A 13,940-nucleotide genomic window follows, 5' to 3' on the forward strand; every position below is an offset into this window, starting at 1 on the left:
CATGAAATTCTGGGAGCCGATCAAGCAATACCTGGACCAGCACCAGGAACTGACGGTGCCGATCGAGGACATCGTCAAGGAGGTGCAGGCCTCGGATCCCAGCAGCTGGCACACGGGCGCGACCTACGCTCGCGAGGTGGCCAGCGAGCTGGAAGCGATCAGCCAGGACATGTCCGGGACGCTGACGAAGCTCGAATCCTCGTGGACCGGCCAAGGCGCGGATCTCGTCGCCGAACGGCTGCGCAAGGTTCGCGCCTCGGCGATCGACGCGCATCAGGCCTTCGCGGCCAACGAGAACACCCACTCCACCGGCATCGCCATGCATGAGAATCTGCGGAATCAGCTGACGTCGATCCCGCCCGCACCCACCGGCAGCCCGACGCCCGCGATGGGGTTGATGAACGCGGACGTCCTCTCCAAGCTCATCGAGCACGACACGGCGCAGCAGAAAAACCTTGATACGTACGAGAAATTCACCTCGGACAGCCAGGGCAACACGCAGCAGCTGGAGGTCGACTACGGCAAAATCGGCACGTACGACGGCGGCGACGTGACCATCCAGCAGCACCCCTCCACCGAGGCGAAACCCCAGCCCGGACCGGCTGCTCCCGTCTCACAGCATCATTCACCGGGTGGGACTAGCTATCATTCACCGGCCGGAACTAGCTCGACCTTCAATCCGGGAACTGCGCCCACCGGCGCTTCCCCGCACAGCTATTCAACCCCGAACACCGTGCCTGACACGGGAAATGACCACACCAGCACGTCCGCGTACACCCCGCCGCCGGCTTCCGGGTCGAACGTGGATACCTCGTGGCGCGGTGGAACGAGGACACCCGCGGCATCCGGTCCTGGGAACGAATTCGGCATCACGCCAATCAGCGGCCTCGGCGACGGACGTCTCGGCGGTATCTCAGAACGCCTCGGAGGCTCCGGACGCTACGGCAGCGGCTACGGCAGTGAAGGCGGTTCCGGACGCACCGGCACCGGCACCGGCTCCGGCAAATCCGGTGGCAGTTCCGGCCGTTTAGGCGGCGAGGCAGGTCCACGTTCCGGCGCGGGTGCGAGCGAAGGCGCGGCGTCCCGAGTCACCGCGGAACGTGGTACGCCCGGCGGAAAAGGCCTGTCCGGTGCGGCGGCACCCGGAGGTCAACGGGGCAAGAAAGAAGAAGACGAAGAGCATGAACGCAAGTACGTTCTTGACGTAGACCTCTTCGCCGACGATGGCACCGCCGTCGACCCGGAAACCGGCATGCGTCCGACGCCGCCGACTCTCGGGGCATAAGGACCGCTGCCACAACGACCCTCGATCGGCCGGATCAACTCGCAACGACCACCAGAGTGCTGGTCAGCAGGCAGGCCTCGATGGCCCGGTCCCGCCTCGCCGCCCGTCAAGCGGCGAGACGGAACTCCCCCTCACCCGGCACTCCCCTCCCAGCATCGCTCCCCCGAAGCGCTGCCCCGACGGCTTGTCCCCTCAAGCGTCGCCCCTCTGACACGGTTCCCTGACCGGACCCGCCGCAAGCGCCGCCCATTGAGCGGTTCTCGCGGGAGAGTTGGCTTTCCGCAGCATCCGCCCCTCAAACGGACCTGCCTCGAGCACCCAATCTCCGAGACGCCGCCTCTACAGCAACGGCCCGCGCAGTGCTCCCCTCACCACGCTGCCGCCGCCCTCAAGCACTGCCCCAACACCGTCAACCCTCCGGCAGCTCGGCTTCCCGAGCGGCACGACCCCTCAGACGTGCCGCCCGCAAACCGCGCCTCCGCCGCATCAGACCGCGAACGCCGCGGCCTTCCGCGCCCGCACGGCCCGGTTAGCGCCAGGCAGCCACTGCACGACGAGGACCGCCAGCAGGCTCAGCACTGCGATGGCGTCGAAGGCGTTCAGCAGCGCCGGGTTGAGGTCGATCAGATCGCGCAGGCCCAGGCCGATGCCGAAGACCGCGAATACCGTCAGCACCACCCGGGCCCAGTTGCGGGCGGCGAGCACCATCATGGCCGACACCAGCGTCACCAGGCCGAGGACCAACCAGATCGCCGCGCGGGCGGTGAACGACGGCATGGCGATTCGGGTCAGGTCGTCGGCCGTCAGCAGGCCGCTCGAGGCCAGTTCTCGACCTTCGGCCCGCAGGTACTCCTGAACGGCGGGGCGAACCAAACCCTCGCCCCGCACGAGCACCGTCGCACCCCACAGCAGCCCGCTGAGCGCACCGAGCAATCCCAGCCCTCCGCCGATGGCCAGGGTGCGCGAGCGGCGCGCGCCGGGGGAACTGAACGAACTCACTTCTGTCGAACTCCTTGGATCAGCAATCGAATCAAGCGTCACGGAGTTTCCCGCCGACGCCGTGCGCCGTCCACTGGTTCGAGGATATTATCTGCAGATTTTTTAAACTGGCCCCGAGATCAGGAAGGCCGCGTTAGGCTCTCCGTCGTCCGAGAAGAGAATGCAGAAGGCGAGTCCTGCCAGATGTCCGCACCCAGCCCGTTCCGGTCGCCGTCGTTCAACGTGCTCAGCAGGCTCCTGCGCTCCTCGCCCGCTCTGCTCGACACGACGTTCGACCAGTTGCGCACGCTGATCACGGTCGCGGAAACCGGAACCGCCCTCGCCGCGGCCCGTACGCTCGGCCGCGACCAGTCCAGTGTGCAAAAACAACTCGACACTCTCAACCGCAATTTCTCGGAATTGTGCGGCGAACCATTATTGCACCGCCAGGGACGCGGTCGCCACGTTCTTTTCACCGAAACCGGCCGCGCGGTCGCGCAGCAAGCTCGCCGCACGCTCACCGAATGGCTGGACACCATTCACGAATGCCGTCGCGAACTCGGCGGAACGCTCACCGTCGGCGCGACTCGCTACACCCTCGGCAGCCTTGCCCACGCCGGCGATCTCGTGGCCGAGCAGTTCCGCGCCCGCGACATCGAGCTCAACGTGGTGCACGTGCGCACCAAAGACCTGATCGACCGCCTGCTGGCCAAGGACGTCGACCTGGTGTGCGGCAGCGTCGTCACGACCAGCGCGCTCGACTCCGTCGACGTGCTCGAATGGCGGCGCGGCGGACTCGCCATCGTGACCAATATGGACACTCCGAAACCCGGGGAGTCCGTGGCCACCAGCCAATTGCCGACGCTTCCGCTCGTCGTGCCCAGCGGCGGCGTGATCAACGACTTCATGCGCGGCTGGTTCGGCTCCGACTACCGCAACCGGCTCGACATCGTCGCCGAGATCGACTCCGCGCAATACGGATTCGAACTGCTCCGCTCGGGCCTGGTCCGCGGATGCATGCTCGTCACCCAGCGGCTCGGCGAGGCCGCGGGCGAAAACCGCCTGCACGCCGCCTCCGGATTGCGCACCATCGGGCTCGTCGACGACATCGAGCCGAAACTCGAACTGCTCGTCGGCGTGTTCGCCCGGCGCGGCGAACGATCCTCGTACCCGGACAGCCATCCGCTCAACCTGCTGTGGAACGCGCTGCAGCAGGCCGGGGAGGCTTCCTGGCTCGAGGTCGGCCGCTGACCCGGCAACGGGCGGGAAAACCTCAGCCGACCTCCTCGATCTCTACCCGGTCCGGATAGAACGCGACGTGCCCCTTGATCGCGGCCACCGCGTCGTACGGGGCCTCGTAAACCCACACCGCGTTCTCGCCGTCCGGCACCGCGGCGAGGCTGTAGTACGAAGCGTCGCCCTTGTACGGGCAGTGCGTGCGGTGGTCGGTGGGCGACAGCATCGCCAGGTCGACATCCTCCAGCGGGATGTACTGCACCGGCGGGTAACTGGCCTCGCGCAGCACCTGCGCGCGGGTGGTGTCGGCGATGGTCTTCTCGCCTGCCTTGACCACCACGCGCGCGGGGTTCGGCTCAACGGTGATCGGGTGGTCCGGCCCCGGGATCAGCTTGTCGGGCATGGTTCTCCTCCTCCGCGCAACGGAAGCGGTGCGCACTCCCAACACTAGGCCGGACCACCGACAAAATCAGACGTCGGCGCTTTCCGACCAGCCGGTCAGACCCCGGCGACCTGCGAGATCCAGCTCCGGTACCGCGTGATGTTGGTGTAGGCGGTGCTGCTCTGCCGGTCGCTGGTCGACGCGACTCCCACCTGCCGTCCGGACGCGAACATCGGGCCGCCCGAGTCGCCGCCCGCGGTGATGCCGTCGCCGTACGTGGCACACACCGCGACGCCGCCCTCGTAGTCGCTGCACTGCGGCGTGGTCACCCGAACGTTGGCCACTTTCAGGTACCGCGACTGGCAGTTGATCTCCGAACCGCACCGGCTCGTCGCGCCCCAGCCGTACACCTGCACGGTCTGCCCGGCGCGGACGTCGGTCGAGGTGCCGAGCGGCGAGTACGTCGCGTTCACCGAGGTGGACAGCCGGACGATCGCCAGGTCAGCGGCACCGGGATAGCGCGTGATCGCGGCACCGGTGGCCATCGTGCCACCGCTGCTTTGGTCGAGGCTGCCGATGCGGAAGGTGTACGTCCCGCTGGAGGCGACGCAGTGCTTCGCGGTGAGGATGTACTGCGGAGCGATGATCGTGGCCGTGCAGTTCTGCTGCCCGTTCACGAACAGCCGCGCGGCCCACGGGGCGTTGGACGCGTAGCCGCCGCCGATGATCGCCGGCGTCGAGGACGGCCCGCTCGAAGCTGCGGCCTGTCCGGCGAATCCGGCTAGGCCGAGCGCGGTAGCGAGCAAGCAAACAGGTGCGCAAACGCATGGTCTCTCGTTTCTGCGGCTTCGTCGCCGCGGTTCCGGTGGGGACGGGCCCTCGATCATCAAGGCCGCGCCCGCGGACCAGAACCGGCGAAAGTAGCCGGGGACCACCTGTTCTTCCGCCGCCACCGCCGCTACGGACAGTTCCGCGTACTGTTCCTCAGCCGGCGGCCCGGGTCCGGCGCAGCCAGTACAGGCCGATCACCGGGAGCACCAGCGGGATGAAGAGGTACCCCTCCCCGTAGACCGACCACACCGTGGCGTCCGGGAACGCCTGCCGGTCGAAAATGCTGAAGGTGCCGACAGTCAGCACGCCCAGCAGTTCGACCGTGCACGCGGCGAGCGCGATCCGCCACCACGTCCGGCCGCCGCGGGCGAGTGCGATCGTGGCCAGGATGTAGATCACCGCGGCGAAGGCCGACAGGACGTACGCCAGCGGCGCCTCGTGGAATTTCGTGCCGATCTGGACGCCCGCCCGCGACGTCGCGGCGAGCGCGAAGATGGCGTACACCGCGACCAGGATCCGCCCGGGACCGGTGGCCGTCTTACGCGCTTGCTCCACTCCACACCTCGTTCAGTCGCAGCACCATCACCGGAATGGCCAGGCAGGCGATGCCGAGCACGACCGTGCTCGACCGGCTCTGCTCGGCCAGCGCCCACGCCGCGCCGACCGGCAGCACGACGAGGCAGCCGATCAGGTAGGCGAGGTAGGTCGCGAGGCTGCCCGGATGGTGGCCGGTCGCGAGCAGCACGATCCCGATCACGAGCTGGGCGACCAGCAGCACCTCGATCACGCCGAGCGCGACGAGCAGCGGGGTGTCCGGGAGCTTCTTGCGCGCCGCCTGGACGAAACTCCACAGTGCGACGAGCAGCGCGCACCCAGCGACCGCTATCGCGAACCCGACGATCACCCGTTCCTCCTTCTGCCCGCCGGGGTCAAAGTACCCGCTTCGCCCACCGACCCGGACGGGCGAGGGTCGGACGGCGTGGCCGGGGCCACTTTCACCGGAACGGGTCGCTGGCGTTCCGTCAATTCCCGAACGCCACGGAAATCCCGCTCGACCGGGCGACGGGGAATCACCCTCGGTTCGCCAACGCCGGATTTATCCTCGCCCCGCCCGGGTCCGCCGAACGCTGAAATGGCGGATTGGCGCGGCGGCGAAGCTGTGCGGGAATGGTTTCCGTCGCCGGAGCACCGGAGAAGCGAACACGCGGAAGGATCCACTTTCATGAACGTCCGGCACGAGGCATTCTGCCTCGCCGACCCGTGGTTCTTCGACCGCCGACGGGAAATGTCCGCCGACGACCTGGCCGCCCCGTCCTATAGTCCACAATGGACAGTAGAGGAAACCCCGCACTGGCGCTTCCTCCGCCCGTCTGGCACCGCCTTGCCGGAACAAGGCTGGGCAGTAGAGGTTTCCGCCGCCCCGGGCAATGTCGACCGGGTACTGGACCGCGTCCGCGAGTACTGCCGGACCCGGCGGCTGCATCACCGGCATCTGCGTTCCCGGTCGATTTTCCTCGACCGCAATGCCGAATATCCGACGACTGGCGGAACCGGTGCGCTCGCCACTATTTATCCGCCCGACAATAACGCGCTCGAGCGGACCCTCGACGACCTTTCCGAACTCCTCGCCGGCGAACCCGGCCCGGATATCGACGGAGCGCTCCGCTGCGGAGAATGCCCGGTTCACGTGCATTACGGCGGATTCGCCGAACTGTGGACCGAACGCGGCGGCGCCCGCGTGCCCGCGCTGCGCAGGCCGAGCAGCGCGCTGGAACCCGCGCCGCCTGGCCCGGACTTCTCCGTGCCGAACTGGGTCCGGATTCCCGACTGCGTCGCGGAGTACACCGACGCGCCGATCCCGCCGAATCCGGTCGCCGAGGTACTCCGCCGAGCCCACGGCGCCGCCGTCTACCTGGCCGAACGCGGCGGCGAGCGGGTGGTCGTCGAGGAGGCCTGGCCGTTCACCGGACTGGACGGCAACGGCGTCGACGCGGTCGCGCGGCTGGAGCGCAAAAACGACCTCTTCGCACGGCTCGCCGGAATCCCCGGCATCCCGAAAACCCACGCGTACCTCTCCGGACAGCGGCATTACCTCGTGCGGGAGCACCGGCCCGGCCTGCCGTTGGACGTCTGGCTCGCCCGGCACTACCCGCTCACCCGCCGAGACTGTCCCGAAGCCGACCTGGCCGCCTACCGCGGACAGGCGCTGTCCGTGCTCGCGCAGGTCGACCGCATCGTCGCGGAAGCGGCCGAACGCGGCGTCGTCCTCGAAAACCCGCGCGACATCCTGGTCGACAGCTCCGGCACGGTGTCGCTGATCGGCTTCGACCGCGACGAGACCGCCCTGCGACTGCGCCTCTTCCTCCCGCTGGCCCCGCTCTATCGCCTGGTGCCCGAACGCCTCCGCTGGGCCGCCGAGCTCACCGAACGGCGGTTCTCGCTGCCCGCCGGCTACGCCGACCGCATCGCGCCCCCCACCGAGCCCGCGCACACCGAACTCGACGAACCTCGTCCCGATTGGACGCTGGTGCGCAAGCAGATCGCCGAAGCCCTGCTCGCCTGCGCGACCCCGGATCGCCAGGATCGCCTCTTCCCTGGCGACATCGAGCAGTTCCGCGTCGGCGGCGCGACCTTCGGCACCGGCGCGGCAGGCGTGTTGCACTCGCTGCACGTCGCGGGCGTCGGCCGCTTCCCCGAGCACGAGCAGTGGCTGCTCGACGCGATCGACGGGCACCAGCCCAGTCGCGCGGGTTTCTACGACGGCAGCCACGGAATCGCTTACGTGCTGGAGGAATTCGGCTACCGGAAGGCCGCGGGCGACCTCCTCGCCGCCTCGCGCGCGCTGGTGGACCAGACCGTCGGCCACGATCTCGCGAGCGGGCTGGCCGGCGTCGGCCTGACCCGGCTGCACTTCGCCGCGACCCGCGGCGACAACGAGTTCGGCAGGCAGGCGCTGAACATCGGCATCCGGCTCGCCGAGGCGCTCGACACCGCGGAACCGCCGGGCGCTTCGGCGCGGGCCGGGCTCTTGCACGGCTGGTCCGGCCCGGCGCTGCTGTTCCTGCGGCTCTACGAGCGCACCGGCGAACCGGCCTGGCTGTCGTTCGCCGACCAGGCGCTCGAACGGGATCTGGAGGAATGCGTCCCGGCGCCGGACGGCTCGCTGGCGGTCCGCGACGGCGACCGAGGTTCGCAGCGAGGCGCGGGAATCGGCAGCGCCGGAATCCTGATCGTCACCGAACAGCTGGCGCGGTACCGCTTCGACGCGAAGGCCGCGCGCAGCCTGTCCGCACTGCGCGTCGCGTGCCGAGGAGAGTTCGCGCTCCATCCCGGCCTGTTGAACGGCCGCTGCGGGCTCGCCGCCGGACTCGCGTTCAGCAGCGCGCCGGACCGGCGCGCCCAGGACGCGATCGACCGGCACCTGACGCGGCTTTCCTGGTACGCAGTCCCGTTTCGCGGCGGTCTTGCCTTCCCGGGCAGTCACCTGCTACGACTGTCCGCCGACGTCGCCACCGGCGGCGCCGGAGTCCTGCGCACTCTTTCCGCGCTTCAGGACGGCACCGAACTGCTCCCGTTCCTCGGCCCGACGCCGCGGGTCAGCCATGAGTCCACTGTGGACGTCAGTGTCGACATGTCCATTAGCCGACAGTTCCGCCACGCGGAACCATGACTGAGTGTCCGGACACTTTTTGAATCACTCATTCAGCCCAGCCCATGGGTCCGGCATCCGCAGCCGGGGCCCGTGCCTCGGCAAATGCCGGGGAACCTCGCCGCTACGGTCGGTAACCGCCGCCGCGGCGGGCCGCAGCGCCTCGTTCAGCGGAACCACAAGGCCCCCGTTCGTGATAGAAACCGGGGCTGTTCCGTTCGGTGGGCCTACGAAGGGTGTATCCGAGATTTCCGTGACGAGGACCACTCGCACCCCACTGGCGTGTCCGCTTCCCCGGCCGTGTCCGCACTCTCGCCGAGGGTGACCCAGGAGTTCGTGAATCATCGTGGAGAACAAGGACGATCCCGGCAAGGCGTACGACAAGTCGATCCGGAAGAGGCTGACCCGGACGGTCCTGATCCCCAGCATCACTCTGCTCGTGCTGTGGGCGGTGCTGGCGACGGCCTTCTTCATCAACGGCTTGTACGTGCGGCTCGTCGCGGGCTCAGTGCGTGACGTTTCGATCCCCGCGCTCACCGCGCTGTCGTCGCTGCAGCAGGAACGGCAGCTCGCCCTGCAGTACCTCGACAGCCCCAGCTCCGGTCCGCAGCAGCTGCAGCAACAGGAGCAGGACAGCGACGGCAAGCTGAAGGGCCTGCAGGAAGCCTTCGCGGCCACCATTTCCAGCGCTCCGGACGAGATCGCCAGCAAGGTCACCGCGCTGAAGGCGCAGCTCGACCAGCTGCCGGTGCTCCGCTCGCAGGTCAACTTCCGCAGCATCAACCGCGCACAGGTCAACGCCTACTACAACGGCGTCCTCGACTCCGCGGCCACGCTGTTCGACACGCAGGCGCGCATCGTCCCCGACGCGACCGCGGTGCAGGGCGCGATCTCGGCGACCTCGCTTTTCCGGGCAGGCGACCTGATGTCGCGCGAGACGTCGCTGGTGTCGGCCGCGTTCTCCAGCGGCACCTTCGCGCCGGACGACTTCGTCCAGTTCTCCCAGCTGGTCGGCTACTACCGCACGCAGCTGGCGCAGATCTCGCCGTTCCTCGAGCCGGCGGTGCGCCAGCACTACCAGCAGCTCTCGACGAGCGACGCCTGGAAACGGCTCAACGCCGCCGAGGACTCGCTGATCAAGCACGGTCCGTGGACCAGCAGCGACCAGAACAGCGTGCCGGTCTCGGCGGGCGATTGGCACGCGCTGACCGCGCAGGTGGCCCAAGGTCTGAACCAGCTCACCATCGAACAGGCCGACCAGGTCTCCGCCGCCGCGATCGACTCCGGGAACGCGCAGCTGCGCAACGCCATCATCGGCAGCATCGTGGCCCTGCTCGCCTCGCTGGCCGCGATCATCGTCGCGGTGCGGGTGTCGCGGTCGCTCGTCGACCGGACCCTGATGACGCGCCTCGAGCGGCTGCGGAACGACTCGCTCGACCTGGCGCGCAACCGGCTGCCGAACATCGTCCGCAGGCTCAAGAGCGGCGACCCGGTGGACATCGAGGCCGAGCTGCCGAAGCTGGACCACGGCCGGGACGAGATCGGCCAGGTGGCCGAAGCGTTCAACACCGCGCAGCTCACCGCGGTCAACGCGGCGGCGAGCGAGGCGAAGGCGCGAAGCGGTGTGCACAACGTGTTCCTCGGCATCGCCCACCGCAACCAGGTGCTGGTGCACCGGCAGCTGCAGATCTTGGACGAAATGGAAAGCCGCGAAGAGAACTCGACTCAGCTGGCGTCGCTGTTCCAGCTGGACCACCTCGCCGCGCGGGCCCGGCGGACCACCGAGAACCTGATCATCCTCGGCGGCAAGCAGCCCGGACGGCGCTGGCGCAAACCGGTTTCGCTGATGGAGGTGCTGCGCGCGGCCGTCTCGGAAACCGAGCAGTACTCGCGGGTGCAGGTCGAGCAGGTGCCGGACGTGGCGATCGTCGGCAGCGCGGTCGCGGACACCATTCACCTCGTCGCCGAACTGGTCGACAACGCGACGTCGTTCTCCCCGCCCGGTTCGCAGGTCGAGGTGACCAGCCGGATGGTCGCGCGCGGCGTCGTGGTCGACGTGTCCGACCAGGGGCTGGGCATGAAGGAAGGCGTGCGCGAGTGGGCTAACGCGATGATGGCCGACGCGCCCGAATTCGACGCGATGGCGCTGCGCGCGGACTCCAGCCTCGGCCTGTTCGTGGTCGCGCGGCTGGCTTCCCGGCTGGGCATCACGGTCACCTTCGACCCGTCGCGGTACGGCGGCACCCGGGCGACCGTGCTGATCCCGTCGAACCACCTTGCCGACGCGAACGCGCCCGAACCGGCGGACGAAACCCCGGCGCTCGCCCAGGTCGGCGCGCCGGCGCAGGAAAGCGCCGCACAGCAACCCGCTCCGGAAGCGCCGCAGCCGACGCCGCGGCCGTACCCGGCCCGTCCGCTTCCGACGCCGAATCCGCGGACCCCGGAGCCGTATCCGCCGTCCGCGGGCCAGATCCCGGACGTCCCGGCCGCGCCGCGCGTCCCCGCTGCCTCGGAGCCCGACCTCAGCGGGCTGCAGGGAGACGACCGGCCCCGGCTCCCGCGCCGGCAGCCGCAGCAGAACCTCGTCGCCCAGCTCCAGGACGACCCCACCGCCGAGGACATCGACGTCACCAACGCGGGCGAGACCACCGCGCGGACGCTGATGGCCTTCCACAAGGGCACCCGCCGGGCGCGAGGCGGGCAAAATGACTCATAACGACCGAACACCTCACCACACCGAAAGTCAGGGTCTGTCCGCATGAACGAGTACGGGAATTCCACCCCTGATCTCAACTGGCTGCTCGACGACGTGGTCAACCGCGTCGTCGGCGCGCAGAACGCCATCGTGCTGTCCGCCGACGGCCTGCTGCTCGGCAAGTCGTCCGGGATGAGCAAGGACGACTCGGACCAGCTCTCGGCCATCGCGTCGAGCCTGCAGAGCCTCGCCAAAGGGGTGAGCAGGCAGTTCAACCGCGGGCCGGTGCTGCAGAACATGATCGAGATGGAGCGCGGGTACCTCTTCGTGTCGGCCGCCGGGCAGGGCGCGTGCCTCGCGGTGCTCGCCGGCGCGGACATCGACGTCGAAATGATCGCGTACGAGATGAACCGACTGGTCAAGCGCGTCGGCGACTACCTGGCGTCGGCGCCGCGCGAGGCCGCGAACCTGCTGCGGGAGGCGACATGAGCGACGACGGCTGGTACGACGAGGCCGCCGGGCCGCTGGTCCGGCCGTACACGATCACCAGCGGACGGACCCCGTCCGACCACCAGCTCGACCTCTCCACCCAGGTGATGACCCTCCAGCAGGGATCGGACCCGGTCGGGCTCGGCCCGGAGCACCTCGCGATCACACAGATGTGCCGCAGACCCTTGTCGGTGGCCGAGATCGCGGTGTACGTGAAGCTGCCGCTCGGCGTCGTGCGCGTGCTGTGCGGCGACCTGATCGACCGCGGCCTCGTCATCACCCGCGCCCCGTCCCGTCAGCCGGCCCAGGCGCCGGACCACGAAACTCTCCAGGCGGTTCTCGATGGCCTCATCAAGCTCTGAAGACGCCGCGGCGTCGGTGCCGACCCCGGTCAAGATCATCGTCGCCGGCGGGTTCGGCGCCGGGAAGACCACCATGGTCGCCTCGGTCAGCGAAATCCCGCCGCTGTCCACCGAGGAGGTGCTCACCGAGGCGAGCACCGGCGTCGACGACCTTTCCGGTGTGGAGCACAAGAAGACCACCACGGTCGCGCTCGACTTCGGCCGGATCACCATCTCGCCGCGGCACGTGCTGTACCTGTTCGGCACCCCGGGCCAGGAACGGTTCTGGTTCATGTGGGACGACCTGGCGCGCGGTGCGATCGGCACCGTCGTGCTGGTCGACACTCGCCGGCTGGAGACCAGCTTCGCGGCGGTCGATTTCTTCGAGCGGCGGAAGATCCCGTTCGTCGTGGCGGTGAACTGCTTCGACAACGCGCCGCGCTACACCCCCGACGAGATCCGCGAGGCGCTCGTGGTGCCCGACGGCGTGCCGATCGTCATGTGCGACGCGCGGCAGCGGGATTCGAGCAAGATCGCGCTCATCCGGCTGGTGAAGCACGCGATGACGGTGGTTCCGCAGCCCGCCTGACCTGGGGTTCCGGCCCAGCGAGGGGGTTCCCGGCGCGGGGAGCCCCCTCGTTCGCTTTCCGCTGTCCTCAGTGGACCGGGGCCATCCGGAGATTGAAGTGCCGCAGGATCTTCGGCGCTTCGACGATCCGGTAGCCGGGCACCTGCTCGGGGTTTTTCGCGATGTCGCCGAGGATTTCCGCTACGTAGTCGTAGTGGCCCTGGGTGTACACGCGCCGCGGCAGCGCCATCCGGACCAGTTCGAACGGGGCCGGGGTGATCAGCTCGTTCTGCTCGTCGAGCGTGCCGAGGTAGAGCGAACCCAGTTCCACACAACGGATTCCGCCCGCCAGGTACAGCTCGCAGGCCAGCGAATGCCCCGGGAACCGCGACGCGGTCAGATGCGGCAGCAGGCGGCCCGCGTTGAGGTAGAGCGCGTGGATGCCCGGCGGCTGCACGATGTCCACCCCGGCCTCGTTGGCCTGCCTCGCGAGCCGGGCCGCCTCGCCCGCGCGCGCGGCGAGGTAGTGCGGATCGACGACTTCCTGCAGGCCCTTGGCGACGCGGTCGAGGTCGTGCGCCGCGAGCCCGCCGTAGGTGCGGAAGCCTTCGGTGGCGATCAGGTTGGTCTCGCAGCGCTGGGCGAAGTCGGGGGCGGTCAGGCCGATGAACGCGCCCATCGGCGCGATGCCGTCCTTCTTCAGGCTCGCGACACAGCCGTCGACCAGGCCGAACGCTTCTCGGGCGACCTCGCGCGGCGTCTTGTCCGCGTAACCCGCCTCGCGCTGGATGACCAGCCAGGCGTTCTCGGCGAACCGTGCGGCGTCAAGGAAGACCGGCACGCCGTGCGCCCGCGCGAGCTTCGCCGCCGCGGCCAGGTTGGCCATCGAGACCGGCTGCCCGCCGCCGCCGTTGTTGGTGATGGTGAGCAGCACCTGGCCGACGCGAGCGCCGTCCGGGCCGCTCAGCAGGCGTTCGAGGGCGTCGAGGTCGATGTTGCCCTTGAACGGTTCGAGGCTGTCGAGGTCGCCGAACTCCGCACAGGGCAGGTCGATCGCCTCCGCGCCGAGCAGTTCGACGTTCGCGCGGGTGGTGTCGAAATGCGTGTTGCTGACCGAGATCCGGCCGCTCTCCAGCACGCTGGAGAACAGCACACGCTCGGCGGCGCGGCCCTGGTGCACCGGCAGGAGGTGCGGATATCCGGTGAGGTCGCGCAGCGCGTCGCGGAAGCGGTAGAACGAGTCCGACCCGGCGTAGGAGCGGTCGGCGGCGGCCGCGGCGGCCTCCTGCGCGGTCGAGACCGCGCCGGTGCCGGAGTCGGTGAGCAGATCGATGCTGACCTTGTTCGCGGGCAGGTTGAAAGCGTTGTAGCCCGCCGCGGCGAGCGCCTGCTCCCGTTCGGCGCGAGTGGTGACCGGGATTTCGGCGACGACTTGGGAGCGGTACGGCGGGAAGGTCCGCATCAGGGTTTTCCTCCAGTTGTGGGT

Annotated in this window: 13 protein-coding genes; 7 read left to right on the forward strand and 6 right to left on the reverse strand. The window is 69.0% G+C overall.

The genetic code is table 11. The annotated features are described in order from the left end of the window. Nucleotide 1 precedes the first annotated feature (1 nt). The gene (locus H5411_RS10230) at nucleotides 2-1,285 is read left to right on the forward strand and encodes a hypothetical protein (protein WP_101436414.1); all 1,284 of its coding nucleotides are present in this window, start codon (nucleotides 2-4) and stop codon (nucleotides 1,283-1,285) included. A 486-nt stretch (nucleotides 1,286-1,771) separates the two neighbouring features. Here H5411_RS10230 and H5411_RS10235 read toward each other — a convergent pair whose 3' ends face one another. Next, nucleotides 1,772-2,284, reverse strand: coding sequence for a hypothetical protein (locus tag H5411_RS10235; RefSeq protein WP_208637363.1), 513 nt, complete (start codon nucleotides 2,282-2,284; stop codon nucleotides 1,772-1,774). A gap of 183 nt (nucleotides 2,285-2,467) precedes the next feature. Here H5411_RS10235 and H5411_RS10240 point away from each other — a divergent pair, with 183 nt between their 5' ends. Next, the gene (locus tag H5411_RS10240; RefSeq protein WP_101436416.1) at nucleotides 2,468-3,514 is read left to right on the forward strand and encodes a LysR family transcriptional regulator; all 1,047 of its coding nucleotides are present in this window, start codon (nucleotides 2,468-2,470) and stop codon (nucleotides 3,512-3,514) included. 22 nt (nucleotides 3,515-3,536) lie between these two features. Here H5411_RS10240 and H5411_RS10245 read toward each other — a convergent pair whose 3' ends face one another. The 4 genes from H5411_RS10245 to H5411_RS10260 form a co-directional block, all read right to left on the reverse strand. Next, on the reverse strand, nucleotides 3,537-3,902 hold the full coding sequence (locus H5411_RS10245) for a DUF427 domain-containing protein (RefSeq protein WP_009071609.1): 366 nt from the start codon (nucleotides 3,900-3,902) through the stop codon (nucleotides 3,537-3,539). A gap of 95 nt (nucleotides 3,903-3,997) precedes the next feature. After that, nucleotides 3,998-4,687, reverse strand: a complete 690-nt coding sequence (locus H5411_RS10250; RefSeq protein WP_244194635.1) for a S1 family peptidase — start codon at nucleotides 4,685-4,687, stop codon at nucleotides 3,998-4,000. 178 nt (nucleotides 4,688-4,865) lie between these two features. After that, nucleotides 4,866-5,228, reverse strand: coding sequence for a hypothetical protein (locus H5411_RS10255; protein WP_101440887.1), 363 nt, complete (start codon nucleotides 5,226-5,228; stop codon nucleotides 4,866-4,868). Between the two features lie 22 nt (nucleotides 5,229-5,250). Next, nucleotides 5,251-5,616 carry a hypothetical protein gene (locus H5411_RS10260; RefSeq protein ID WP_101436417.1) on the reverse strand — a complete coding sequence of 122 codons (366 nt, stop codon included), beginning with the start codon at nucleotides 5,614-5,616 and terminating at the stop codon, nucleotides 5,251-5,253. Between the two features lie 318 nt (nucleotides 5,617-5,934). Here H5411_RS10260 and H5411_RS10265 point away from each other — a divergent pair, with 318 nt between their 5' ends. From H5411_RS10265 to H5411_RS10285, 5 genes are all read left to right on the forward strand, one after another. Beyond that, nucleotides 5,935-8,382, forward strand: a complete 2,448-nt coding sequence (locus H5411_RS10265; RefSeq protein WP_246368900.1) for a lanthionine synthetase C family protein — start codon at nucleotides 5,935-5,937, stop codon at nucleotides 8,380-8,382. Nucleotides 8,383-8,707: 325 nt separating this feature from the next. Continuing rightward, nucleotides 8,708-11,077 carry a nitrate- and nitrite sensing domain-containing protein gene (locus tag H5411_RS10270; RefSeq protein WP_183123659.1) on the forward strand — a complete coding sequence of 790 codons (2,370 nt, stop codon included), beginning with the start codon at nucleotides 8,708-8,710 and terminating at the stop codon, nucleotides 11,075-11,077. Between the two features lie 42 nt (nucleotides 11,078-11,119). Further along, nucleotides 11,120-11,545 carry a roadblock/LC7 domain-containing protein gene (locus tag H5411_RS10275; protein ID WP_009071597.1) on the forward strand — a complete coding sequence of 142 codons (426 nt, stop codon included), beginning with the start codon at nucleotides 11,120-11,122 and terminating at the stop codon, nucleotides 11,543-11,545. Further along, nucleotides 11,542-11,907 (forward strand): DUF742 domain-containing protein, encoded by a 366-nt coding sequence (locus tag H5411_RS10280; RefSeq protein WP_101436419.1) that lies wholly within the window; start codon nucleotides 11,542-11,544, stop codon nucleotides 11,905-11,907. The genes H5411_RS10275 and H5411_RS10280 overlap by 4 nt, the downstream gene beginning before the upstream one ends. Next, complete coding sequence (locus tag H5411_RS10285; RefSeq protein ID WP_101436420.1) at nucleotides 11,888-12,475, forward strand: GTP-binding protein; 588 nt, start codon at nucleotides 11,888-11,890, stop codon at nucleotides 12,473-12,475. Before H5411_RS10280 ends, H5411_RS10285 begins: the two co-directional genes overlap by 20 nt. Nucleotides 12,476-12,542: 67 nt before the next feature. Here H5411_RS10285 and H5411_RS10290 read toward each other — a convergent pair whose 3' ends face one another. Then, nucleotides 12,543-13,916, reverse strand: a complete 1,374-nt coding sequence (locus tag H5411_RS10290; RefSeq protein ID WP_183123660.1) for a tryptophanase — start codon at nucleotides 13,914-13,916, stop codon at nucleotides 12,543-12,545. Nucleotides 13,917-13,940: the final 24 nt, after the last annotated feature.

The sequence above is a fragment of the Amycolatopsis echigonensis genome (assembly GCF_014174495.1).
Classification (GTDB): domain Bacteria; phylum Actinomycetota; class Actinomycetes; order Mycobacteriales; family Pseudonocardiaceae; genus Amycolatopsis; species Amycolatopsis echigonensis.